The organism is Streptomyces sp. NPDC033131 (genome assembly GCF_055578365.1).
The window spans coordinates 24,849-49,180 of record NZ_JBVIPA010000053.1; the positions used below are offsets into that span (position 1 = coordinate 24,849).

20 protein-coding genes are annotated in these 24,332 nt (G+C 70.8%); 5 read left to right on the forward strand and 15 right to left on the reverse strand.

The window, feature by feature from the left end; translation table 11 throughout:
• Positions 1 to 44 precede the first annotated feature (44 nt).
• The 8 genes from ACZ5XS_RS40140 to ACZ5XS_RS40175 all read right to left on the reverse strand — a co-directional run bounded on the left by ACZ5XS_RS40140 (position 45) and on the right by ACZ5XS_RS40175 (position 12,121).
• A complete protein-coding gene (locus ACZ5XS_RS40140) occupies positions 45 to 1,763 on the reverse strand; it encodes a PP2C family protein-serine/threonine phosphatase (protein ID WP_468659976.1) in 1,719 nt (572 codons plus the stop codon).
• The gene (locus ACZ5XS_RS40145; RefSeq protein ID WP_468659978.1) at positions 1,760 to 2,803 is read right to left on the reverse strand and encodes an anti-sigma regulatory factor; all 1,044 of its coding nucleotides are present in this window, start codon (positions 2,801 to 2,803) and stop codon (positions 1,760 to 1,762) included. The genes ACZ5XS_RS40140 and ACZ5XS_RS40145 overlap by 4 nt, the downstream gene beginning before the upstream one ends.
• On the reverse strand, positions 2,803 to 3,243 hold the full coding sequence (locus tag ACZ5XS_RS40150) for an anti-sigma regulatory factor (protein ID WP_217242761.1): 441 nt from the start codon (positions 3,241 to 3,243) through the stop codon (positions 2,803 to 2,805). The genes ACZ5XS_RS40145 and ACZ5XS_RS40150 overlap by 1 nt, the downstream gene beginning before the upstream one ends.
• Positions 3,243 to 3,665, reverse strand: a complete 423-nt coding sequence (locus ACZ5XS_RS40155) for an STAS domain-containing protein (protein ID WP_468659980.1) — start codon at positions 3,663 to 3,665, stop codon at positions 3,243 to 3,245. Before ACZ5XS_RS40155 ends, ACZ5XS_RS40150 begins: the two co-directional genes overlap by 1 nt.
• A complete protein-coding gene (locus ACZ5XS_RS40160) occupies positions 3,662 to 4,564 on the reverse strand; it encodes an STAS domain-containing protein (protein ID WP_468659982.1) in 903 nt (300 codons plus the stop codon). Before ACZ5XS_RS40160 ends, ACZ5XS_RS40155 begins: the two co-directional genes overlap by 4 nt.
• 187 nt (positions 4,565 to 4,751) lie before the next feature.
• The gene (locus ACZ5XS_RS40165) at positions 4,752 to 5,162 is read right to left on the reverse strand and encodes an STAS domain-containing protein (protein ID WP_217242764.1); all 411 of its coding nucleotides are present in this window, start codon (positions 5,160 to 5,162) and stop codon (positions 4,752 to 4,754) included.
• Between the two features lie 237 nt (positions 5,163 to 5,399).
• Entirely contained in the window at positions 5,400 to 7,844 is a 2,445-nt protein-coding gene (locus ACZ5XS_RS40170; RefSeq protein WP_468659984.1) for a SpoIIE family protein phosphatase, read from the reverse strand.
• Positions 7,841 to 12,121, reverse strand: a complete 4,281-nt coding sequence (locus ACZ5XS_RS40175) for a HAMP domain-containing protein (protein WP_468659986.1) — start codon at positions 12,119 to 12,121, stop codon at positions 7,841 to 7,843. The genes ACZ5XS_RS40170 and ACZ5XS_RS40175 overlap by 4 nt, the downstream gene beginning before the upstream one ends.
• A 396-nt stretch (positions 12,122 to 12,517) precedes the next feature.
• Between ACZ5XS_RS40175 and ACZ5XS_RS40180 the strand changes: the two genes are divergently transcribed.
• Entirely contained in the window at positions 12,518 to 12,889 is a 372-nt protein-coding gene (locus ACZ5XS_RS40180; protein ID WP_468659988.1) for a PRC-barrel domain containing protein, read from the forward strand.
• A gap of 186 nt (positions 12,890 to 13,075) precedes the next feature.
• Complete coding sequence (locus ACZ5XS_RS40185; RefSeq protein ID WP_468659990.1) at positions 13,076 to 13,510, forward strand: ATP-binding protein; 435 nt, start codon at positions 13,076 to 13,078, stop codon at positions 13,508 to 13,510.
• A 23-nt stretch (positions 13,511 to 13,533) separates the two neighbouring features.
• Here ACZ5XS_RS40185 and ACZ5XS_RS40190 read toward each other — a convergent pair whose 3' ends face one another.
• Complete coding sequence (locus ACZ5XS_RS40190; protein ID WP_468659992.1) at positions 13,534 to 13,968, reverse strand: ATP-binding protein; 435 nt, start codon at positions 13,966 to 13,968, stop codon at positions 13,534 to 13,536.
• A gap of 195 nt (positions 13,969 to 14,163) precedes the next feature.
• On the opposite strand from ACZ5XS_RS40190, the gene ACZ5XS_RS40195 reads away from it, so the two are divergent.
• Entirely contained in the window at positions 14,164 to 14,340 is a 177-nt protein-coding gene (locus tag ACZ5XS_RS40195; protein ID WP_468659993.1) for a hypothetical protein, read from the forward strand.
• 122 nt (positions 14,341 to 14,462) lie between these two features.
• A complete protein-coding gene (locus ACZ5XS_RS40200) occupies positions 14,463 to 14,750 on the forward strand; it encodes a DUF4190 domain-containing protein (RefSeq protein WP_468659995.1) in 288 nt (95 codons plus the stop codon).
• A 116-nt stretch (positions 14,751 to 14,866) separates the two neighbouring features.
• Here ACZ5XS_RS40200 and ACZ5XS_RS40205 read toward each other — a convergent pair whose 3' ends face one another.
• On the reverse strand, positions 14,867 to 16,774 hold the full coding sequence (locus ACZ5XS_RS40205) for an AMP-dependent synthetase/ligase (RefSeq protein WP_468659997.1): 1,908 nt from the start codon (positions 16,772 to 16,774) through the stop codon (positions 14,867 to 14,869).
• A gap of 154 nt (positions 16,775 to 16,928) precedes the next feature.
• On the opposite strand from ACZ5XS_RS40205, the gene ACZ5XS_RS40210 reads away from it, so the two are divergent.
• Positions 16,929 to 17,162, forward strand: coding sequence for a DUF6480 family protein (locus ACZ5XS_RS40210; RefSeq protein WP_217242772.1), 234 nt, complete (start codon positions 16,929 to 16,931; stop codon positions 17,160 to 17,162).
• Between the two features lie 155 nt (positions 17,163 to 17,317).
• Here the strand turns inward: ACZ5XS_RS40210 and ACZ5XS_RS40215 are convergent, their stop codons facing one another.
• The 5 genes from ACZ5XS_RS40215 to ACZ5XS_RS40235 all read right to left on the reverse strand — a co-directional run.
• Positions 17,318 to 18,406: a glutamate--cysteine ligase 2 gene (locus ACZ5XS_RS40215; protein WP_468659999.1), complete on the reverse strand. Its 1,089-nt coding sequence runs from the start codon at positions 18,404 to 18,406 to the stop codon at positions 17,318 to 17,320.
• Positions 18,407 to 18,515: 109 nt separating this feature from the next.
• Positions 18,516 to 20,726, reverse strand: a complete 2,211-nt coding sequence (gene glgB, locus ACZ5XS_RS40220) for a 1,4-alpha-glucan branching enzyme (RefSeq protein ID WP_468660001.1) — start codon at positions 20,724 to 20,726, stop codon at positions 18,516 to 18,518.
• A 3-nt stretch (positions 20,727 to 20,729) separates the two neighbouring features.
• Positions 20,730 to 22,091 (reverse strand): maltokinase N-terminal cap-like domain-containing protein, encoded by a 1,362-nt coding sequence (locus ACZ5XS_RS40225; protein ID WP_468660003.1) that lies wholly within the window; start codon positions 22,089 to 22,091, stop codon positions 20,730 to 20,732.
• 28 nt (positions 22,092 to 22,119) lie between these two features.
• Positions 22,120 to 23,838 (reverse strand): maltose alpha-D-glucosyltransferase, encoded by a 1,719-nt coding sequence (treS, locus tag ACZ5XS_RS40230; protein ID WP_468660005.1) that lies wholly within the window; start codon positions 23,836 to 23,838, stop codon positions 22,120 to 22,122.
• Positions 23,835 to 24,332 (reverse strand): alpha amylase C-terminal domain-containing protein (locus ACZ5XS_RS40235; protein ID WP_468660006.1); only part of this gene is annotated, 498 nt, incomplete at its 5' end. The genes ACZ5XS_RS40235 and treS, both read right to left, overlap by 4 nt.

Here is a 24,332-nt window from a genome sequence, read left to right on the forward strand (position 1 = left end):
GGGCGATCGTGAAGATCGTGGGACGGACGCCGTGGACCAGGTCCTCAGGCCGCCAGATGGCACAGCAGCAGGCACACGTCGTCGTCCCGCTCGGAGTCGCTCAGCAGCGGGGTGAGGATCCGGTCCGCCGAACCGTCCAGGTCGGCCTCCAGCTCCGCGGAATCGAACGACCCGAGCGCCTGGGCCAGGCGCTCGATGCCCGGGTCTATGCCCAGGGCACGCCGCTCCACCAGACCGTCCGTGTACAGCGCCAGTGTGGAGCCGGGCTCGAGCGGCGCGGTGTGGTCGTGGATCACCTGCCGCAGCGGGATGCCCAGCATGGCCCCGGGTTTGGCGTCCAGCGTCCGCACCCGTCCGTCGGGAGTGCGCAGCACCGGCGGCGGATGGCCCGCGGCGGCCCAGGTGAGCGTCGGATCGCCGGGGCGGAAGCGCGCGATGACCGCGGTGGCGTACAGATCCGGCTGGAGATGGTGCAGGAACATGTGCAGCCGCGTCAGCAACTGGCCCGGGCTGCCGCCGTCGACGGCGTAGGCCCGCAGCGCCGTCCGCAGTTGGCTCATCATCACGGCCGCGTGCAGACCGTGCCCCGTCACGTCGCCGATGACGGTGATCAGACTGCCGTCGGGCTGCCGGAAGGCGTCGTACCAGTCGCCGCCGATGTTCAGCCCGTACGTGGCCGGCAGATAGCGGGCGGCCAGGCTCAGGCCCGGTGTGGTGGGCAGGTCCGTGAGCAGGGCGCGCTGGAGCGTCTCGGCGATGTCCCGGTTGTGCTCGAAGCGCCGGGCGTTGTCGATGGCGATGCTGGCCCGCCGGGTGAGCTCGATCAGCATCACCGCGTCGTCCGGGTCCCAGCGCTTGCCGGGCGGCGACAGCGTCAGCACGCCCAGCGGGGCGCGCCGCGTGGGCAGCGGGATGCACAGCAGCGGCCGGGCGGGATCCAGCGCCGAGGGCGGCTGGTCGGTGACGCCGGGCAGGCCTCCCGGATGGTCGGCGGCGTACTGCGGGCGCCCGGTGCGGGCGGCGAGCACGGCGGCGGCCGGGTGCGGGGCGGGCGGCTGCCGGTCGCCGTCGCCGTCGAAGAGCCAGACGTCGACGCTGCGGGCGTACTCGGGCACCAGCAGATCCGGCAGCCGGCGCACGATCTCGTGGTGGTTCAGCGACGCCGTCAGTACGGCACTGGCGTCCGCCAGGAACGTCAGTCTTCGGCGGGCGCTCTCCGCCTCGGTGCGCGCCTTGCGCTCGGCGGCGAACGCGTCGCGCTGGGCGCGCCCGGCGGCGTCCAGTTCGGCGTGCAGGGCCAGCACGCCCTGATTGGTCTGGTGCAGTTCCTCCCGGTGGAAGGCGACCAGCTCCTCCTGCTCGCCGAGCCTCTCCAGCACCAGAGCGGTGTCCTCGTCGGCGCCCAGCAGGGCCTCCGCCAGGACCGCCGGGTCGTCCGCCACCGCGGCGCCACCGGCCGGGTCCGCCGTCTCGGGACAGCGGACCGTCGTCCGCCACGGCGGCTGCGCGGCGGCGGCACCCGTGTCCTGCGAGGGGGTCACCACCACGTGCAGCAGCCCCTCCTCGGCGGGCGCCGCCGTGACTTCCAGGCTGAGCCGCCACGTGCCGCCCTTGGTGAGGCACTGCCGCACATGGGCGCTGAGCGCGGAGGTCAGACGCGTGCGGTCGAGGGCGGGCACACCGTACGCGGCCGCCAGCCGGGCGGTCGCGATCCGGGCCCGGGCCGCGTCGACGACGTCGGTGATCTGCAAACTGCGCGTCATGGACCCTCCGCGGTCGGAGACAGCACCACCACAGCCGTGTCGTCCCGCACCGGCCGCGCGGAACTGCTCGCGTCACGCACCGTCAAGGCGGCCACGAGGGCCGGGTCGGCGGACAGCAGGTCCGCGTCGGACGGCGCCGTCCAGCGGCTGGGCAGGCCGTCGCTGTGCAGGATCAGCAGCTGGTCCGCCGCCCAGGGCATACGGTCCTCACGCAGTGTCGCGTGCCGGTGGACGCCCACGATCCCGGGCCGGGACAGCAGGGAACGCCAGCCGTCGCCCTGACGCAGCCGGGCGCCTATGTTGCCGACGCCCGCGAACCGCAGCAGCCCGGCACGCGGCTCCACCTGGGCGACGGCGACGGCCGCGCCCCTGGTGCCGCGCAACGCCGTGTCGAGGTGCACCAGCGCTTCGGCGGGCGGCAGATGGGCGGCGCCGTTCAGGGCCTCCACCGCCGCCGTCGAGGCGCGGGCCGCCTCCGGACCGTGCCCCAGCCCGTCGGCCAGCATCAGGGTCAGCCGGTCGCCGGACCGGGCCCATGCCCAGGCGTCGCCCGAGTAGTCCGCACCGGCGAGCGGGATGTTCACCCCGCCGGCCCGCACCGCGGCGACCGGCGCCGCGGCCTTCGGGCGGGCACCGACCCGGGCCAGCGCCACGGTGCCCCGCCCCGGCGCGCTGTGCAGGCCGAAGTCGTCGGCTATACGGCGGCACGTGCCGAGTCCGGCGCCGAGGGAACGGGTGGTGGAGAAGCCGTCGCGCAGGGCGGCGGCCATGTCGGTCATGCCCGGCCCGTGGTCGATCGCGGCGATCTGCACCAGGCAGGCGCCGCCGCCCGTGGGCGTGGGCGGCGCGACGACCTCGATGAGGATCAGACCGCCCCCGGCGTGCTTGAGCAGGTTGGTGGCCAGCTCGGTCGCCACCAGAGCGGCGGCCGCCGTACGCGGCTCGTCGAGCCGTGCCGAGGTGGCCGCGTTCACCGCGGCCACCCTGGCGTCGCGGACCCGGGTCGAGTCGTGGACCGGGACCTCCCACACGCGCGGCATCAGAACTCCCCGCGCGGGTGCGGTGGCCGGGCCGCCCAGGAGATCACCGTGATCTTGGTGCCGACGCCCGGAGTGCTGTCGACGGCGAACTCGTGCACGAGGCGGCGCGCACCGCCCAGGCCCATCCCCAGACCGTCCCCCGAGGTGTAGCCGTCGCTCAGCGCCCGCTCCAGGTCCGGGATGCCCGGCCCTTCGTCGGAGAACGTCAGGCGCAGCCCGTGCACGCGCCCGTTGTCGACGCGTGCCGACTCCATCTGTCCGCCCCCGCCGTGCACGAGGGTGTTGCGGGCCAGCTCACTGGCCGCGGTGACCAGTTTGGTCTGGTCCACCAGGCCGAAACCCAGCAGACCGGCGGCCTGCCGTACGTGCTGGCGCACCCACACCAGATCCATGTCCGAACGGATCGGCAGGCAGGCGTCGACGCCCGCGGCTGTCTGCATCACCGGCTCTCCTGGCGCGGTCCGCCGGAGCGGGTGGCCGGATGCAGGCCCGCGAGCAGGTCCATGGCCGCCTCCGCGGTGAGCGCGGTGCGCAGCCCCGGAAGCGTCAGTCCGAGCTCCACCAGCGTGATCGCGACGGCCGGCCGCATGCCGGCCACGACGGTACGGGCGGCCAGCAGCGTGGCCTGCGCGGCGATCTCGGCCAGTACACGACCGAGGAAGGAGTCGACCATCTCGACCCCGGAGATGTCGATGACCAGGCCGGTCACCCCGGTGCCGACGATGGTCTCGCCGATGTCCTGCTGGAGCTGCTCGGCAGTGCTGTCGTGCAGGTCTCCCTGGAGGGTGACCAGGAGGACGTCGCCGAGCTTGAGCACCGGCACGTGCCCCGTGACGGGGCCGGAGGAGAAGTGGTGGTTCACCGGGTACCCGCCACACCGCCGGGCGTCGCGTTGATGATGTTGGCTCCCAGCTCGTGCAGTGCGTACGCCAGGGCGTCGGCCAGGCTCGCCCTGGTGATCACGGTGCCCAGGTCCAGGCCCAGGTGGACGATGGTCTGCGCGATCGCCGGACGGATGCCGGAGACGACGCACTCCGCGCCCATCAGCCGGGCGGCCGCGACCGTCTTCATCAGGTGCTGGGCGACCAGGGAGTCGACCGTCGGCACGCCGGTGATGTCGAGGATCGCGAACCGGGCGTGCTGGTCGACGACGGCCTCCAGCAGCGTCTCCATCACGACCTGGCTGCGGGCGCTGTCGAGCGTCCCGATCAGCGGGACCGCCACGATGCCGTCCCAGAGTTTGATGACCGGCGTGGCCACTTCCATCAGCTGCAGCCGCTGCCGCTCGATCAGGGCCTGCCCTTCGCTCAGCGCCGTCTCCAGCACGACCAGCCGCAGGGTGCCCATCAGCACGGTCAGGGCCGTCGTGCAGTCCCGGACCAGCTCGGTCGGCTCTTCGGGGAGATCGGCGATCAGGAGGTTCTCGACGGGCGGGCGCAGCGCGTCCACGTCGTTCGAGACCTGCGCGGTGGTGAAGCCGGCCCGGGAGCGGGCCGCGCCCATCCGCGCCAACTGCTCGCGCACCACGGTGAATCCGGCGGCGTCGGGGTCGTGCACCTGGTCCGTGTCGGCGACCTGGGCCAGCGCGTCGACGACGATCTTGCCCGCTTCCACCGCCTCGTCCCGCGAGACGGTGAACACCGTGCGGAACAGGGGCTCGTCGGCCCATCGCCCGGCGATCTGTTCGGCGCGGCGGCGCAGGAAGTCCCCGACCTCCCGTGCCGGCGATTCGTGCTGGCCTACCGTTTCGTGCTCCGGCACCTGTACTACTCCTCAGCGTCCTCTTCGGGGTTTCGTCGCACCGAACCCGTTGGAGGCAACGAGACGGCGATGTGACCCTGCCGGGCGACCACTGTAACCATGGCCCCACGGTGTGGGGCACCGCGTCCCGGACGAACGATCACGTGGTGCGGGAAGCCCTTCGACGGCTCGTGGACGGCCCGCCGGATCAGGTCTGTCGGCCGTCCTGAGCGACCTGCTCGACCTGCCCGGTCTCAGGCGCGTCGACGCGGGCCAGCGCCTCGTCCAGGCTCTCCGACACCGGGACCGTGATGCTCACGCCCGTCAGGTCCAGGATCCGCCGCACCGCAGGTGTGGGGGAGATGATGTGCACGCTGCCCGGTATGTCGCGGGCCTCCTGGTAGACCCTCAGGATGATGTTCATGCCCGACGAGTCCATGAACGGGACGGACGAGAGGTCCAGCAGGAAGTGCCGCCGGCCGTGGTGGAGCTGGTTGGCCAGGTGATGCTGGAACTCCGTTGCGGTGTCTACGTCCAAGTAGCCCTCGACCGAGATCAGAGCGACGTCCTCCCGGGGCAGGGTGACCTCGACGGACAAGGGGTTCTGGGCAATGGACACGAATACCTCCACAAGTCTTACGGCCAGGGCTGGTTACCCCTGTGGGCGACTTCGATGCACGCCTGTTCCGACAGTGCTCCGTGATCAAGATCTCATCGGGCCGGGGGGCGCTGAGCGGCTCCGTCCCCCGCCGGGCAGCACGTCCCCCGCCTGCCGAATCCCATCCTGTGCGCCTTCCCGTCGCCGGTCGTCATCTGTCACCGCGCCCCGCGTTTACCCGCGAACGAACGAGGTATGTCACCCGACCCGGATGCCGACGAGACAGGTGTCGTCGTCCGTGTCCGATCGGCTGTACGTCAGCAGACGGTCCAGCTGCAGGTCGAGTGTCCGTGGAGCCGTGCGCGCCGTGGTCAGCAGCTGCTTCAGCGACTCCTCCACGGAGCGGTCCCGGCGCTCGATCAGCCCGTCGGTGTACATCAACAGGGTGTCCCCGGCGGCCAGTTGGACCTCGGCCTCCTCGTACTGCGCCTCCGGTACGGCACCGAGCAGCATGCCCTTGACCAGAGGCAGCGGCGTGGCCTCGGCGCCGCGCACCAGCACGGGCGGGAGATGGCCCCCTCGCGCCCAGCGCAGTGTGTGCCGGTCGGGGTCGTACAGTGCGCAGACCGCGGTGGCGGTGACGGCGCCGTTGAGGTGGTGCGCCACGATGTTGAGCCAGGACAGCAGTTGGCCCGGCCCGGCGCCGGTGACGGCCAGTCCGCGCAGCGCGTTGCGCAGCACGACCATGCTGGTGGCCGCCTCCATCCCGTGCCCCGCCACGTCGCCGACGCACAGCAGCACCATCCCGGACGGCAGTACGACGGCGTCGTACCAGTCGCCGCCCACGAGTTGCTCCATCTCGGCGGGCCGGTAGCGGACGGCCACCTGGAGGTCGGGGACCTGGAGCGGGGCCTGGGTGGGCGGCATGATGGCGTGCTGCAACTGCAGGGTGAGCCGGTTGCGTTCGGTGGCCTGCTGCTCGGTGTGCGCGAGCTGGTCGCGGGTGGCCGCGAGGGCGACCTCGGTCCAGTGCTGGGCCGAGATGTCCTGGTAGGCGCCGCGGACGGCGAACAGCCGGCCGTCCGTGTCGAGCACCGGTTCGGCGACGATCCGGATGTGCCGGGTCACCCCGTCGGGCCGTTGCAGCCGGAACGCCGTCGACGCGGGACGCCGCTGGTGCAGCAGCGTGCGCAGGAACCGGCGGATGGCGTCGGTGTCGTCGGGGTGGGCGTGGGCGGTCAGTTCCTCGAGCGGGACCGGGGTGCTCGACGGGGAACGGCCGTACAGGTCGAACAGCTGCCCGTTCCAGGTGATCTCGCCGGTCAGCAGGTTCTCCTCGAACCCGCCGATCCGCCCGAGCCGCTGGGCGTGCTGCAACAGGCTCGCCAGCCGCGCGGTCTCGTCCTCGATCCGCCACAGCAGCAGGACGCCGGTTCCGTGCCGGCTGATGCTGATGTCGGCGATCGCCGACAGCGGGACCTGGTCCACCAGGGCGGTGAGGTTCATCCGGCGCGCACGGAACGGCTCGCCGGTCGCGTAGACCCGCTCGACGCGCTGGAACAGCTCGCTCTCCCCGGCGGCCATCGGATAGGCCTCCAGGAGCAGAGCCCCGTTGACGACGGCGCGCGGCCGGCCCGCGGGATCGAGGAACCGGCTGTTCACGTGCTGGATACGGAAGTCCACCAGGTGACCGGAGTCGTCGAGGTGCGGCACCAGGACCAGAGCGGGGTCGTGCAGCCCGTCGGCCAGGTCCATGAGCTCCGCCGCGTCCGGCAGCACGCGGGGTTCCGGCACGGAGTCGTGCACCAGCGTGTAGGTCTCCAGGGTGTGGGCGCACAGCTCCGCCAGGGCTTCCAGCTGACGGATGATCCGCGGCGGCTGCGGGGCCAGCGGCTCGGCCCAGACGATCTCCAGAACGCCGTGCACCCGCCCACCGGTACCCGCGGGCAGCGCGGCCCGGCCGCCGTCCGGATGCTGATGCCGGCCGATGCTGGGCAGTCCGGTGCGGGCCAGGGAGGTGATCCACTGACCGTCGCGCTCGGTCAGGCCGCGCCGCGCCACCGTCACCACGTCCGGCGGCACATAGCGCCAGCGCGCCGCCTCGACCGGGGAGAACCCGGCGCTGCCCGCCAGGGACAGCGAGCCGTCGGGGCCCGCCGCCCAGATGGCCACGGCCACCGCCCCGAGCGGCTGCAGGGCCTGCTGCAACAGGGAGTCCGCGACCGCCTGGGTGTCGTCCGCGGCCAGCGCACCGCTCTCGGCGGCCCGCAGCCGTACGGCCGCGGCGTCGACCACCGACTCCGCGGTCTCGGACGTGGCGGCGAGGAAGGCCTCCGTGACCTCGGACATCTTGTCCCGGGCGGCCTGGTTGATGACCTCGACCGCGAACTCCAGAGGTGTCATCTTCGCCTGCTCGGCCAGCTCCGCGAGCTGCCGTGCGGCCTGCGCGGGACCGCACTGCAGACGTTCGACCAGGATGCCCTTGGCGAGTTCGATCAGCGCACGTCCCTCGGCCTCCGCCTGGGCCGCCCGCACCTCGCGGCGCAACCGCTCGACGGTCGCGGCCAGCCTGCCCACGGGGGAGGCGGAGGGTACGGGCCCGCCGTCGGGCTCCGGCCCCGGGCCGGCCGGGGGAGAGGCCGACGCGAAGGGTCCCCCCGCGTCGCCGTGCGCGTGCGGACCGTCGGAACTCGGCGGCCTCATGCGGGCAGCCAGCTTCGGACGCAGGCCATCAGATCCTGGGTGTCGACGGGCTTGGTGACGTAGTCGCTGGCGCCCGAGGCGAGGGACTTCTCGCGGTCGCCGGGCATCGCCTTCGCGGTGACCGCGATGATGGGCAGGTCGGCGTACTGCGGCATCCTGCGGATCTCCGCCGTGGCGGTGTACCCGTCCATCTCGGGCATCATCACGTCCATCAGCACGAGGGCCACGTCCGGGTTGTCGACCAGCGTCTCGATGCCCTTGCGGCCGTTGTCCGCGTGCAGCACCCGGAAGCCGTGGAGTTCGAGGATCCCGCTGAGCGCGAAGAGGTTGCGCGCGTCGTCGTCGACGACGAGCACCGTACGGCCGGCGAACGACTCGTCGACCGGCTGTGGCGTGACCGGCTGTGGCTCGTCGGGGCGCACCAGGGAGAGCACGTCTCCGGGTTCCTCCGCCGACAGGTGCAGCGCGATGCGTTCGCGCAGTTCGTCCAGGCTGGACAGGAACTCCAGCGACCCGGCCTGCGCGCGCGACCGCAGCGACTCCTCCAGGGCGAGGTCGGCGCGGTGACCGCTGTGCACCAGCACCGGAACGCTCGCCAGCGCGGAGTCGCCCCGCAGCGCCTCCAGGAACCGGGAGGCCTCACCGTCCGGCATGCCCAGTTCGAGTACGACGCAGTGGCACGGCTCGTCGGCCAGGGCGCCCGCGGCCTCCTGGGCGCCGGCGGCGGTGATGACGTCGACAGCCGCCCCCTGGCCGCTTCCGCCCCGGCCGTGGGCCACGTCGGCGACCACGCTCTCGGCGACCAGGGTCAGCAGCCCGCGAGCGCGCTCCTCCACCACCAGCAGACGCCGCCGCCGCTGCCCGGCTCCGGCCGGCAGACCGATCGCCGTCGGACGGCTTCCCACGGCGTCGAGGGCGAGCGCCATGTCCGGCGCCCTCTCGGAGGGCAGGCCGCTGCTCAGCAGCTCCTCGAAGTCCGGACGTGCCACCGGCAGGAACAGCGTGAACGTGCTGCCCTGGTCGGGTGTGCTGTCCACGGTGACCGCGCCGCCGAGCAGATGGGCGATCTCCCGGGTGATGGACAGACCGAGCCCGGTGCCGCCGTACTTGCGACTCGTCGTGCCGTCCGCCTGCTGGAACGCCCCGAAGATCGTCTCCAGTTGCTGCTCGGGAATACCGATCCCGGTGTCCTTCACACGGAAGGCCACGATGGTGCTGCTGCGCAGCACGCCCTGGGGCACCTCGTCGTCGGAAGCGGGTTCGATACGCAGTTCCACGCTGCCCTGCTCGGTGAACTTGACCGCGTTGGACAGCAGGTTGCGCAGCACCTGGCGCAGGCGGGACTCGTCGGTCAGCAGGTCGGCCGGGGCGCCGGGGGTCGTGGTCACCGCGAAGTCCAGGCTCTTCTGCGTCGTCATCGGCCGGAAGGTGGCCTCCACGTAGTCGATGAGCTGGCGCAGGGACACGACCTCCGGCGCGACGTCCATCTTTCCGGCCTCGACCTTCGACAGGTCGAGGATGTCGTTGATCAGCTGGAGCAGGTCCGACCCGGCGGAGTGGATGATGCCCGCGTACTCGACCTGCTTGGGGGTGAGGTTGCGCGAGGGGTTCTGGGCGAGCAGCTGGGCGAGGATCAGCAGGCTGTTGAGCGGGGTGCGCAGCTCGTGGCTCATGTTCGCCAGGAACTCCGACTTGTACTTGGAGGCCAGCGACAACTGCTGGGCGCGGGCCTCCAGTTCCTGCCGGGCCTGCTCGATCTGGAGGTTCTTCGCCTCGATGTCGCGGTTCTGCGCGACCAGCAGCGAGGCCTTCTCCTCCAGTTCCTCGTTGGAGTGCTGCAGCTCCTCCTGCTGGGCCTGCAACTCGGCCGAACGGGCCTGGAGTTCGGCCGTCAGACGCTGTGACTCGCCCAGCAGTTCGTCGGTCCGGGCGTTGGCCACGATGGTGTTCAGGTTGACGCCGATGGTCTCCATCAGCTGTTCCAGGAAGTCCTGGTGGATCTGCGTGAAGGCGGTGACCGAGGCCAGCTCGATCACGCCGAGGACCTGGCCCTCCACCACGATGGGCAGCAGCACGAGCGCGCGCGGCACCACCTGGCCGAGCCCCGAGGAGATGGTCACGTAGTCCGACGGCAGTTCCTCCACCGTGATGGTGCGCCGGCTGCGCGCCGCCTGGCCGACCAGGGTGCGCCCGAAGGCGATCCGGGCGGGCCGGCTGTCGTCGTCGGGGCGGCCGTAGGAGCCGACCAGCCGCAGTTCGGGGCCGTCGTCGCCGTCCTCGGCGAGGTAGAACGCGCCGTACTGGGCCGAGACCAGCGGGACCAGCTCGTCCATGATCAGCTCGGCCACGACGGGCAGGTCCCGGTGCCCCTGCATCAGGCCGGAGATCCGGGCGAGGTTGGTCTTGAGCCAGTCCTGCTCCTGGTTGGCCCGGGTGGTCTCGCGCAGGGAGCCGACCATGGAGTTGATGTTGTCCTTGAGCTCGGCGACCTCGCCGGAGGCCTCCACCGTGATCGAGCGCGTCAGGTCGCCCTCCGCGACCGCGCTCGCCACCTCGGCGATCGCGCGCACCTGCCGGGTCAGGTTGCCCGCGAGTTCGTTCACGTTCTCGGTGAGGCGCTTCCAGGTGCCCGAGACACCCTCCACCTCGGCCTGTCCACCGAGCCGTCCCTCGGTGCCGACCTCGCGGGCGACGCGGGTGACCTCGTCGGCGAAGGCGGAGAGCTGGTCGACCATCGTGTTGATCGTCGTCTTGAGTTCCAGGATCTCGCCGCGGGCGTCGACGTCGATCTTCTTCGACAGGTCGCCCTTGGCCACCGCGGTCGTCACCAGCGCGATGTTGCGCACCTGACCGGTGAGGTTGTTCGCCATCGAGTTGACGTTGTCGGTCAGGTCCTTCCACGTGCCGGCCACGTTCGGCACGTGGGCCTGTCCGCCGAGCCGCCCTTCGGTGCCGACCTCGCGGGCCACACGCGTCACTTCGTCGGCGAACGCGGACAGGGTGTCGACCATGGTGTTGATGACGTCGGCGAGGGCCGCGACCTCACCCTTGGCCTCGACGGTGATCTTCTGCGACAGATCGCCCCGGGCCACGGCGGTCGCCACCTGGGCGATGGAGCGGACCTGGCCGGTCAGGTTCGACGCCATCACGTTGACGTTGTCCGTGAGGTCCTTCCAGGTGCCGGACACGCCCCGGACCTGGGCCTGACCGCCGAGGTTCCCGGCGGTGCCGACCTCGCGGGCGACGCGGGTGACCTCGTCGGCGAAGGCGGAAAGCTGGTCGACCATCGTGTTGATGGTGTTCTTCAGCTCCAGGATCTCGCCGCGGGCGTCGACGGTGATCTTCTGCGAGAGGTCGCCCTTGGCCACGGCGGTCGCGACCTGGGCGACGTTGCGGACCTGGGAGGTGAGGTTGCCGGCCATGAAGTTCACCGAGTCGGTGAGGTCGCGCCAGGTGCCCTTGACGCCCTTGACGTCGGCCTGTCCGCCGAGCCGCCCCTCGGTGCCGACCTCGCGGGCCACACGCGTCACTTCGTCGGCGAAGGCGGAGAGCTGGTCGACCATCGTGTTGATGGTGTTCTTCAGCTCCAGGATCTCGCCGCGGGCGTCGACGGTGATCTTCTGCGAGAGGTCGCCCTGGGCGACGGCTGTCGTCACCTGGGCGATGTTGCGGACCTGGCCGGTCAGGTTGCCCGCCATGCCGTTCACCGAGTCGGTGAGGTCACGCCAGACGCCGGCGACCCCCGGCACCTGCGCCTGTCCGCCGAGCCGCCCCTCGCTGCCGACCTCGCGGGCCACACGCGTCACTTCGTCGGCGAAGGCGGAGAGCTGGTCGACCATCGTGTTGACGGTCTCCTTCAGCTGGAGGATCTCGCCGCGCGCGGGTACGTCGATCTTCTGGGAGAGGTCCCCCTTCGCCACCGCCGTGGCCACCTGCGCGATGTCGCGCACCTGGGTCGTCAGGTTGCCCGCCATGGCGTTGACGGAGTCCGTCAGGTCGGCCCAGGTGCCCGAGACGCCCGGTACCTCCGCCTGCCCTCCGAGCGTTCCCTCGGTGCCGACCTCGCGGGCCACGCGGGTGACCTCGGAGGTGAACACGGACAGCTGGTCGACCATGCCGTTGAACACGGTGGCGATGTCACCCAGGAGGCCATGTCCGTCGTCCGGAAGGCGGGTGCCGAAGTCCCCGTCCCGTACCGCCGTCAGCCCGGCCAGGAGCTGCCGCAGCTCGTGGTCCCCCGGGACCGCATCGCTGACCTCGATGGTGTTGCTGGTCATGCGTACCCTCGTTCCGCTCCCCAAGAGTCCCCGGGGACGGGGACTCGGAACCAAAGCCGGGCCGGGCGGCCCTCGCAAGTTGTGCGTGCGTTTCCGCAGTTCACGGATCTGCGTGATGAGAAAGACGACGTAGGCTAACCCAGCTGCCGAGTGCCGGACAAAGTGTCGCGCGAACTTCTGCCCGAGGTGCGGAAAACAGGTGGTGAGTGTGCATGCCCGGACTTGACAGGGGTACTGGGAGCGGTTTCTTCCGCGGCCCGTGAGGATGTTCGGCCGTTGTGGCGCGCTGTTCAGAATGCGAATGCCGTCGGCGGGTAACTGCTGCTGTGGAGCAGGCGGCCGCAGCGGGGTCCGCAGGCTCATGACACGGCATCGGCGCGGGGAGAAAGGAGCGGCGTGGCCATCGACGGAATCTGGTCGTACGCACGGGACAGCGGTCATGTGGAGGGACAGGAGCTCACGGGCTACACCGTGGAGGCGACCGACGGCACGATCGGCCAGGTGGACCGGCAGGCCGATCACTTCGGGATGCGGCACCTGGTCGTGGACACCGGCGTCTGGGTCTTCGGCCGGAGTGTCCTGGTTCCGGTCGGCGTGATGACGGGCGTCGACGACGAGAGCCGGACGATAACGCTGTCATGCACGAGGGGTGAGGTGAAGGGGGCTCCCCGGTTCCACACGGACAGCGAAACCATGGACCGGGCGTACCTGGCGAGCGTGGGCGAGTATTACCATCGGCTGCCGCCGGGCGCGACGCCCACCACCTGAGCGGGGACGCCGAGGCGCGGGCCGCCGACGTCGGACCGACGGGCGGCGGCCGCGCCGGTTCCACCACGGTGAACGGGCCCACCTGAGGGGAAAAGGCTGATTGACGGGGACAGGAACGGCGGGGTTCCTCGTCCTGGTCGATTCCGGCCGAGGCGCGACGGAGGGCCCCCGGGCAGTGACGCGGTCGTGAGCGCGGCCGAGCGTACCGAGGAGACCCGGACGGCGCCCCCGGTGACGACCGCGGCAGCGGCACGCGCCCATGTCCGGGCGGTGGTGCGCGAGGAGTGGGGCTCGGGATCCCGCGCCGTTCGGGAAGAAGACGTCATCGACCTGCTCCTCGTCGTCTCGGAGCTGGTCACCAACGCCATCCGGCACGGTGCGGGACTGGCCGGGTTCGACGTCCTGCCCACACCCCGGGGGGTCCGGCTCGCCGTCCACGACAACAGTCAGGCCGTGCCCGACGCCGCGTACGGATCCGGTGCCCTGCCCGTCGCGCACCACGGCAGCGGGTACGGCTGGCCGCTGATCATTCGCCTGGCCCGGGAGATCGCCGTCGAACCGCGTCCCGGAGGCGGCAAGACGATCAGCGTGTTCGTGCCGCTGCGCGAGGCGTCCGCCTGAGTTCCGCCCACGTCCGACCGGCCTCACCAGGGCAGGAAGACGTGGATCTCCTTGCCGCTGTCTCCGGTGACCACGCTGACCTGGTCGCACAACGTGTGGATCAGATGCCAGCCGATGCCTCCGCCACCGCGGCTGGGGTGGAAGGGCCGGGGCGCGGGCGGAGTGGTGTTGGTGTCCCGCATGACCACGTGTACGCCGTCGAACGTCCGGCGCATGGACAGTTCGAAAGGACCCGGAGCGTACTGGACCGCGTTCGCGGCCAGCTCCGTGACCACCAGGAGGATGTCGTCCCAGTACTCCGGCGTGGCCGGCGGAGAGGTGCGTGCCAGGTCATAGAGGAACTTCTCCGCTTCAAGGCGCGCACCTGTCACATTGCGCAGCTCCCCTGGGAAGCGTGTGCTGCGGCTGGGCATCTCTTTGGAAGCCAGTGTGTCGTCCCTATGCGGCTCGGCTGCCATCTCGCCTTCCCGGCCCGGCGTCAGCAGGGCTGTAGTGCTTTCCCTTGCGCCCCCTCCGTCTGCAGAGTTCCCAGGCGGACAGAGCTTACGCGCCCGCGTGCGATCAGACCGGCGGACCGCGGGGGATCCTCCTGTCTGCCGCCGCGGATCCGGGGCATGGGGACTTCGTAGGTGGATACGGACGGAGGGTGACTCGTGCTCGCCATTGCTGCGGCAGTTCTGTTCTTCATCGCGTTCCTGATCAACGCCGCCGAGATCTCGACCAACGACGTCTTCACGTCGACGAACGTCATGCTGCTCGGCCTGATGGTGCTGGCCCTGCATCTCGCGGGTGTGGGCACCTCCTGGGCGGCTCGCGGTCGACGGCGTTGACCGCGCGAAAAGCGGAATGGGCAATTTCGGAAATTCCCTGACGGCACATCAAATATTCGGTATGTGCGGCATTTTGAAGGGAACTCGCCGGATATCCAAGCACCCGACACCGGGAGAATGTGATGACGAGTTACGGCAGCACCTCTGCCGCGTCCTCCAGGTCACGCACCAATGGTCTGGCCATCGCGAGCCTCATCTGCGGAATCATCGGACTGATCTTCTTCAACGTGATTCTCGGTCCGGTGGCGATAGTGCTGGGCGCCGTGGGCATGCGCCAGGCACCGGCCAAGGGCGGGGCGGGGATGGCCAAGGCCGGTATCGTCCTCGGCATCGTCGACCTGGTCATCTTCGCGGCGCTCTTCGCGGTGGCCGCGGCGAACGGCGGCTTCACCTGGTACGTCGGCGGCTGACCCAAGGCCCCTGACCGAAGCCCCCGACCGGGATCGAAGGGCGCATGCGCACCACGGCATGCGCCCTTCGGCATGCTCCGGGCAGGCCTCGCCTGCCCCTCCCCACAGGCACGCCCTCACCGGAACACGTTGTCCGCCTCGTCCCAGCTCGCCGAATCGTCCGGCACGCTCTGCCGCCCGCCGCGTGAGCGCGCCTGGTACATGGCGTCGATCTCGAACGCGTACGTTCGCACGATCAGGTCCCGGCGCAGTTTCATCGACGGTGTCATCAGCCCGCTGGCCAGGTCGAACGGCTCCGGAAGAACCCGGAAGACGCGGATGGACTCCGAGCGCGAGACGGCACTGTTGGCCGCCGCCACGGCCCGCGTGATCTCCTCCCGCAGCGCGTTCTCCTCACGCGCCTCCCGGTTTCCCGCGTCACCCTGCCAGGCCAGTCCCGCCCGCCAGTGCGCGAGGAACTCCGGGTCCAGGGTGATCAGCGCCCCCACGCAGGGCCGGTTGTCGCCGACGATCACCGCCTGGTGGATGAGCGGATGCATCCGCAGCCGGTGCTCCAGGGCGGCCGGGGCGACGCTCTTGCCGCTGTTGGTGATGATGACGTCCTTCTTGCGCCCGGTGATCGTCAGATAGCCCTCGGGATCCAGCCGCCCGATGTCCCCCGTGGCCAGCCAGCCGCCGGGCAGCAGTGCGGCCCGGGTCGCCGCCTCGTCGCTCACGTACCCCTGGAACACCGACGGCCCGCGCACCAGGATCTCCCCGTCGTCGGCCACCCGGATGTCCGTGCCCGGAAGGACCTGCCCCACCGTGCCGGACTTCTCCCGGCCCAACGGCTGCATCGTGATCCCGCCGCTGGTCTCCGTGAGCCCGTAGCCGTCGTGGACGTAGACGCCGATGCCCTCGTAGAACAGGCTCAGATCGCGGTTGAGGGGTGAGCCGCCCGAAGTGGCGCGCCGGGCCCTGCCGCCGAGCGCGGCCCGCAGCTTGCGGTACACCGTGCGTTCGTACAGGGCGTGCTGGAGCCGCAGATCGAGGCCGGGGCCGGACCCGGCGTCCAGCCGCTGCCGCTCGCACGCCGCGGCGAAGTCCCGTGCCGTCTCGGCCGCCCGCTCGAACAGCGCGCCGCGGCCCGCCTGTTGGGCGGTGCGCAGGAAGGTCTTGTAGATCTTCTCGAAGACCGACGGTACGGCGTAGAAGTAGGTGGGGCGGAAGGAGCGCAGTGCCGACGACAGCGCCTCCCCGCTCAGGTCGGGTTCATGGGCCATGAGCAGACCGCCGCGCAGGCACATGCCCTGGATCATGAGGCCGTACACGTGGGAGAACGGCAGGAACGCGAGGACGGACGCCTGCTGCCCGGGCGGCGCGGCCGTGTGTCCCCAGCCCGCGAGCAGGGTGTCGCAGGGGCTCGCGAGGCCACGGTGACTGAGCGCGCAGCCGAGCGGGTGCCCGGTCGTGCCGGAGGTGTAGGCGACGACGGCGGTGGAGTCCGGCAGCACGATGCGGCGCAGCGAGTCCACGGTGGCGAACGGGATGAACTCGCCCCGCTCGACTAGATCCCGAAGAGCCCCCGAGTCCAGCTGCCAGACATGGCGCAGCCGAGGCAGCGCCGCGCACACGGAGCCCACCGTCATGACGCTCTGCTCGTCCTCGACGGCCACGGCCACGCAGCCCGCGTCGCGCAGGATCCACTCGACCTGCTCCCGCGAGGACGTCGGATGGATCGGCACCACCTCGGCGCCCACCGCCCACAGCGCGTAGCCGAGGACCGTCCACTCGTACCGGGTACGCGCCATGATCGCCACGCGGGACCCCGGCGAGATCCCGCAGGCGACGAGGCCCTTGGCCAGATCCACCACCTCGTCCCGCAGTTCCACGGCGGTCACCTCCTCCCAGACGGAGGAGGCGGCGTCGGAACGACGGGCGACCATCGGCAGGGAGGGGTTGCGGGCCGCCGTCTCGAAGACACTGTCGGCGAGCCCTCCGGTCAGGGGTCGGGTGGCCGGGGGAGCGAGGGCGAGGTCGCGCATGCGCTGCTCCTGTTGTGTACGGGGTGTGACTCCGCCGACGTGCACGGTTATCTTGCGGTGCTCGAATCTAGCCCAGGTGCGGGCGCTCGGTGCCGGGATCGGAGAACTGGCCCCGGGGCCGATGATCTCGGCGGGTTCGGGGGACTCGGACGGCATGAGCTACACGAACCCCGACCCCGATCCCGAACGCACCACCGGCCTGGAACCGGGCGGCGGCGTACCTCCCGGCGAGACCCCGCCGGCCGAGAGCAGCCTGCCCGAGGCGGGCCCCAGGGAGACGCACAATCCGCACAAGGGCTGGGCCAAGGCGCCACTGACGCTGATCCTGGGCCTCGCCGTCCTGATCGCGGCGTTCTTCCTGGTGTACGCCATCATCCTCATGCTGTGAGAACAGGCAAAGAGAATCAGGCGGAGAGAATCAGGCGGTGAGAGGACACCGCGAGAGGAGGCCGCGATACAGGTCGTGAGAGCAGCAGGGAAACGGTCGCGAGACCAGGCCGAGAACGCGGCCGCCAGACGGTCACGGACGTACGGACGGCAGCGTCACGCCTGCGTGATGCGCACGCACTCGGTGACCACGTCCCTGAGGCTTCCGGTCCGCTCCATCAGCGCGCGCTGCACCCCGGCGCCGCTGCCGAGCCGCAGCAGCTCGGCGCACGTGTCGCGGGCACGGTCGAGGTCGCCGGTCTCGGCGAGGGCGTCCCCGACGTGGTCCAGCAGGGCCCGTATCACCGCCTGAGCCGGCATGCGCCGCATGGTCGCGGGGTGGAGCAGTTCCTCGGTCAGACCGGACCGCGCCGCCCGCCAGGCCGCCAGCCGCAGCAGGCTCACGCTGTGGCCCAGCGGCTCGCGGCCCGCCCGCCACTCGCGCGCGGCGGTCTCGACGAGACCGCGGGCCAGGGTGGCGACGAGCACGGCGGTGCTCGCGTGCAGACACACGTCGGAGACCCGGATCTCCACGGTCGGGTAGCGCCGGGACAGCCGGGCGTCGAAGTAGATCATCCCCTCGTCGAGGATCACGCCGGTGGCCACCATGTCCGCGACCCTGCGGTGATAGCGCTCGGCCGAACGGAAGGCCTCGGTCGGACCGGCCGACGGCCACCGCTGCCACACCCGGCTGCGATAGCTGCTGTAGAGCGTGTCCATTCCCTGCCAGAAAGGGGAGTTGGCGCTCAGCGCGGACAGGACCGTCAGCCAGGGCTGGATCCGGTCGATGACGGCGACGCCCTCCTCGTCGGACTCCACCGACACGTGCACATGGCAGCCCATGACGAGCTGTTCCTGGGTGGCGATCCCGTACTGCTCGGCCATCCACTGGTAGCGGCGGCCCACGCCCACGGAGGGGCTGACGGGCAGCGGTGAGGTGGCGAGCGCGGCGACCGTGCAGCCGATCTCCCCGGCGTGCCGGGCGGCCTCCTTGCGGCAGCGGACGATCTCCGCCCGCAACTCCTCCATCCCCGACTGCGGATGCGTCGCGAACTCCAGCATCTGGTTGTGCAGTTCCTTCTCGAAGACGTCCCTGTCCGCGCCGTCCTGCGCGGCGCGGGCGAGGACCGCGGCGGACAGCGCCTGCGGCTCCCCCGTCTCGGGATCGACCAGGAGGAGTTCCTCCTCCACTCCGACGGTGCGCACCTGATGCAGCCCTCCTGTGGCTTCTCTGCGGCGACGAGACTGTTCGCTCGTGTACGACCCCGACTGCCCCCCCGGGGCCGTTCGAACACCTGGCGTCGCCGCGGGTACCTCAGCCGGGCTGCGGAACCAGCCACACCGTCGCGAGGGGCGGCAGCGTCAGCCTGAGCACCCCGTCCTCCGGCTTGACCGGGTCGGGCCGGGTGAGGTCGCTGCCGCCGTACCGAGCCGCGTCGGTGTTGAGGGCTTCCTGCCACGCGGGCACGGAGCCGGGCACATGCAGGACGTAGTCGTGGCGGACGACAGGGGAGAAGTTGGAGACCGCGAGCAAAGGGGTGCCCTCGGCGTCGTACCTGACGAACGCGAAGACGTTGTCCTCGGCCGCGTCCCCGACCACCCACCGGAACCCGCCGGGGTCGGTGTCGCGCTGCCACAAGGAGGGGCTCTCGCGGTAGACGGTGTTGAGATCGCGGACCAGATCCCGTACCCCGCGGTGGTCCGGCTCCGCGCTGTAGGCCGGGTCGAGCAGCCACCAGTCCGGGCCATGGGGCTCGGACCACTCGGCTCCCTGCGCGAACTCCTGCCCCATGAAGAGGAGTTGCTTGCCGGGATGGGCCCACATGAACCCCAGGTACGCGCGGTGGTTGGCGCGCTGCTGCCACCAGTCGCCGGGCATCTTCGACACCAGGGCCTGCTTGCCGTGCACCACCTCGTCGTGCGAGATCGGCAGGATGTAGTTCTCGCTGTACGCGTACATCATCGAGAAGGTCATCTCGTTGTGGTGGTACTTGCGGTGGACCGGCTCGTGGCTGATGTAGCCGAGCGAGTCGTGCATCCAGCCCATGTTCCACTTCAGGCCGAAGCCCAGACCGCCGCTGTCGGTGGGCCGGGTCACCCCGCCCCAGGCCGTCGACTCCTCGGCGATCGTCACCACGCCGGGCGCCCGCCGGTACACGGTCGCGTTCATCTCCTGGAGGAAGGCCATCGCGTCCAGGTCCTCGCGGCCGCCGAACACGTTGGGCGACCACTGGCCCGAGTCGCGGGAGTAGTCGAGGTAGAGCATCGAGGCGACGGCGTCCACGCGCAGGCCGTCGATGTGGAACTCCTCGCACCAGTACACCGCGTTGGCGACCAGGAAGTTGCGCACCTCGACCCGCCCGAAGTCGAACTCGTACGTGCCCCAGTCCGGGTGCTCGGCCCGCCGGTCGTCTCCCGGCTCGTACAGCGGGTCCCCGTCGAAGCGGGCCAGCGCCCAGTCGTCCTTCGGGAAGTGGGCCGGCACCCAGTCCATGATCACGCCGATGCCCGCCCGGTGCAGGGCGTCGACCAGGTACTTGAAGTCGTCCGGTGTGCCGAGCCGCGCCATCGGCGCGTAGAAGCCGGTGACCTGGTAGCCCCAGGAGCCGCTGAAGGGGTGCTGCGCGACCGGCATGAGCTCCACGTGGGTGAAGCCGAGGTCCTTGACATACGCCGGGAGTTCGTCGGCCAACTGACGGTACGTCAGTCCTGGTCGCCAGGACGGCAGATGGACCTCGTACACCGAGAACGGGGCCTCGTGCACCGGCACGTCCCCGCGCCGGGCCATCCACTCCCGGTCGCTCCACTCGTACTGCGAGGAGGTCACGACGGACGCCGTGTCGGGCGGCACCTCGCTGCGCCGGGCCATCGGGTCGGCCTTGAGGAACCGGCCGCCGTACCGGGAGGTGATCTCGAACTTGTACCGCGTGCCCTCGCCGATGCCCGGCAGGAACAGCTCCCAGACACCGGACGCACCGAGCGACCGCATCGGGAAGGCCTGCCCGTCCCAGAAGGTGAAGTCGCCGGCGACCCGCACACCCCGGGCGTTCGGTGCCCAGACCGTGAACCGGGTGCCGGTCACGCCCTCATGTGTCATCGGCTCAGCGCCGAGCGCCTTCCACAGCTGCTCGTGCCGTCCCTCACGGATGAGGTGCAGGTCGGTCTCGCCGAGAGCGGGCAGGAAGCGGTACGGGTCGTGCACCTCCTGCTCCCCTTCGGCGTACGCCACCAGCAGCGTGTACGCGGGGATCGCGTCGAGCGGGAGTACGCCGGAGAAGAGCCCGTCGCCCTCCGAGGCGAGCGGGCTGCGCTCGCCGTCGACCACGACGCTCACCGAACGGGCGAACGGCCGCAGGGCCCGGAACACGATCCCCTCCGGCACCGGGTGGGCGCCCAGCAGCGCGTGCGGATCGTGGTGGGCGCCGGACAGCAGACGGTCGCGGTCGCCGGGGTCGAGCGGTGGGGCCGCACCGCACCGGGCAGGTCCGGAGGGCTCGGGCACCGAGGGGTCGTCGCGCAGGGCCACGGGTCAGTCTCCTCTCACGGCGAGACGTTCGATCGCCGCCATGGGTACGGGGAGCCAGTCCGGGCGGTGTCTGGCTTCATACAGGACCTCGTAAACCGCCCGGTCCGTCTCGTAGGCACGCAACAGGCCGTGCTTCTTGCGCGGGTCCCATCCGGCACGGGACGCGTAGCCCGCGCAGAACGCTTCCCGACAGCGGCGCGCCCACTCCGGACGCCAGGGGCGGCGCTGCCGGGCGGCGTAGTCGAAGGAGCGGAGCATCCCGGCGATGTCCCGCACCGGGGAGTGGGCGCTGCGCCGCTCGGCGAGCGGACGGGACGGTTCGCCCTCGAAGTCGATGACGAACCACTCCCGCCCCGCCCGGAGCACCTGCCCCAGGTGGAGGTCGCCGTGGATGCGCTGGGCCGGCGGCCCGGCATCGCAGGTCGCGAGGGCCCCGAAAGCGGCCCGCAGGCCGGGCACGAACGGCTTGAGCGCCGGCACGCAGTGGGCGGCGGAGTCGAGCCGTTCGGTCATCGCCGCCGCGGTACGGCCGCTCTCGCTGTGCGTACCGGCCGGGAAGGCCGAGGCCAGCGCGAGGTGCACCTCCGCCGTGGCCTGCCCCAGCTCGTGCGCCTGCGCGGTGAAGTCGTCCCCGCGGGCGAGCGCGCGCAGCGCCAGCGTCCAGCCGTCGGACGCGTCGCGCAGATACGGCTGGAGCACGCCCAGCGTCGCCTCCTGCGGATGTGCCGTCCGGAACCAGGCCACGGGCGCGGGCACCCGGCGGCAGCCCTGCCCGGCCAGCGCGCCCGGCACTTCCAGGTCCGGGTTGACGCCGGGCTGGATGCGCCGGAAGAGCTTCAGGATGAACTCGTCGCCGTACACCAGGGAGGAGTTGGACTGCTCGGCGTCCAGCAGCCGCGGCGGCAGCCCGGCCGGCACCGGCACGGACGGGTCGCATTCGAAGCGCAGCGGACCGGCCGTCCCCGGATGCCGCAGCCGCTCCAGGAGCAGCTGCGCCGACCGGGGGTCGTGCAGCGCGTCGTACACCGTCATTCCGGCGAACGGGCCCTGCTCCGCACGGCCGATGAGTGCCCGCCCGAGCCGCGGCGACAGATGCTGTCGTACGCCCAGCAGCAGCTGGTAGCAGTCTCCCGCCGGGGTGCCGCCGCCGGGGGCCGGCACGGGCGCGTGGCTGGCCTGCACCAGCAGGTGCAGACAGCCCGGGAACAGCTCGGTCATCGACAGCAGGGCGAGGTCCGTGATGGGCCGGTCCTTGCCCGCGAACCAGCGCTGCCTGGGCAGCCAGTCGCGCAGCAGGCCGCCGAGGGAGACCATCGGGTCGGCGACGACCGTACGTCTGGGGCGGAGGAATGCGGTCTTCGGCATGGTGACGCGTCCTTTCGTCGGCACACGCTCAAAGTCGTCGACCGATGCGGGATGCGACTCGGGAGAGCCGGAACCAGTAGAAGCCGTGCCCGCCGAGGGTCAGCAGATACGGCAGTTCACCGATGGCCGGGAAGCGGACCCCGCCGAACAACTCGACCGGGTATCGCCCTGCGAACTCACGCAGATCGAGTTCCGTCGGCTGCGCGAACCGGGCGAAGTTGTTCACGCACAGGACGAGGTCGTCCTCGTACTCCCGCAGAAACGCCAGCACCGCCGGATTGGAGGACTGGAGCTCGGTGAACGAGCCGAGGCCGAAGGCGGGGTTCTGCTTGCGGATCTCGATCATGCGGCGGGTCCAGTGCAGCAGCGAGGACGGGGAGGCCATCGACGCCTCGACGTTGGTGACCTGATGGCCGTAGACCGGGTCCATGATGGTCGGCAGGAACAGGCGGCCGGGGTCGGCCGTCGAGAAGCCGGCGTTGCGGTCCGGGGTCCACTGCATGGGGGTGCGTACGGCGTCGCGGTCGCCGAGCCAGATGTTGTCGCCCATGCCGATCTCGTCGCCGTAGTAGAGGATCGGCGAGCCCGGCAGGGACAGCAGCAGGGCGGTGAACAGCTCGATGGTGTCGCGGTCGTTGTCCAGCAGGGGCGCGAGACGGCGGCGGATGCCGATGTTGGCGCGCATGCGGGGGTCCTTGGCGTATTCCTCCCACATGTAGTCGCGCTCTTCGTCGGTGACCATTTCGAGGGTGAGCTCGTCGTGGTTGCGCAGGAAGATGCCCCACTGGCAGTTCGAGGGAATCGCCGGGGTCTTGGCGAGGATTTCCGAGACGGGATACCTGGATTCCCTGCGCACCGCCATGAAGATGCGCGGCATGACCGGGAAGTGAAAGGCCATGTGGCATTCGTCGCCGCCGCTTCGGTAGTCGCCGAAGTAGTCGACGACGTCCTCCGGCCACTGGTTCGCCTCCGCCAGCAGCACCGTGTCCGGATACATGGCGTCGATCTCGCGGCGTACCCGCTTGAGGAAGGCGTGCGCGGCGGGCAGGTTCTCGCAGTTGGTGCCCTCCTCCGCGTACAGGTAGGGCACGGCGTCGAGCCGGAAGCCGTCGATGCCCAGATCCAGCCAGAAGCGGAGGGCGGCCAGAATCTCCTCCTGCACCGCCGGGTTCTCGTAGTTGAGGTCCGGCTGGTGGGAGAAGAAGCGGTGGAAGAAGTACTGCTGCCGCACCGGGTCGAAGGTCCAGTTGGACACCTCGGTGTCGACGAAGATGATCCGCGCGTCCTGGTACTGCTTGTCGTCGTCGGCCCACATGTAGAAGTCGCCGTACGGCCCGTCCGGGTTCGTGCGCGACTCCTGGAACCACGGGTGCTGGTCGCTGGTGTGGTTCATGACGAAGTCGATGATGACGCGCATGCCGCGCTGGTGGGCGGCGTCGACGAACTCCACGAAGTCGGCCAGGTCGCCGAACTCGGGCAGGACGGCGGTGTAGTCCGAGACGTCGTAACCGCCGTCCCTCAGGGGCGACTTGAAGAACGGTGGCAGCCACAGACAGTCGACCCCCAGCCACTGCAGATAGTCGAGCTTGGCCGTGAGGCCCCTGAGGTCGCCGACACCGTCGCCGTCGCTGTCCTGGAAGGAGCGGACGAGGACCTCGTAGAAGACGGCGCGCTTGAACCACTCGGGATCCCGGTCCCTGGCCGGGGTGTCCTCGAAGGTGTCGTGGACGGGCTCGTTGACGGTCATGAGGCGGGGGACTCTCCGATCTGCGGCGTGGCGGACGACCGTTGGACGTGGAACACGTGTGCGGGCGCCCGACCGGGCTCCAGCCGCACATAGTTGTTCCTGCCCCAGCGGTAGGTCTCGCCGGCCAGTTCGTCGTGGACGGACAGGGACTCGTGCCAATCCAGGCCGAGCTGCGGCATGTCCAACGAGACCGTCGCCTCCTGGGGTCGGTGCGGGTCGAGGTTGACCACCACCAGAACCATGTCCGAATCCGTGCGTTTGCTGTACGCGATCACCGCGTCGTTGTCGGTCGGGTGGAAGCGGATGTTCCTGAGCCGTCGCAGGGCGGGGTGTGCGCGGCGGATCGTGTTGAGCCGGGTGATCAGCGGGGTCAGGGAGCGGCCCTCGCGGTCGGCGGCCTCCCAGTCGCGTGCCTTGAGCTGGTACTTCTCCGAGTCGTGGTACTCCTCGCTGCCCTCGCGCACCGGGGTGTTCTCGCACAGCTCGTAGCCGCT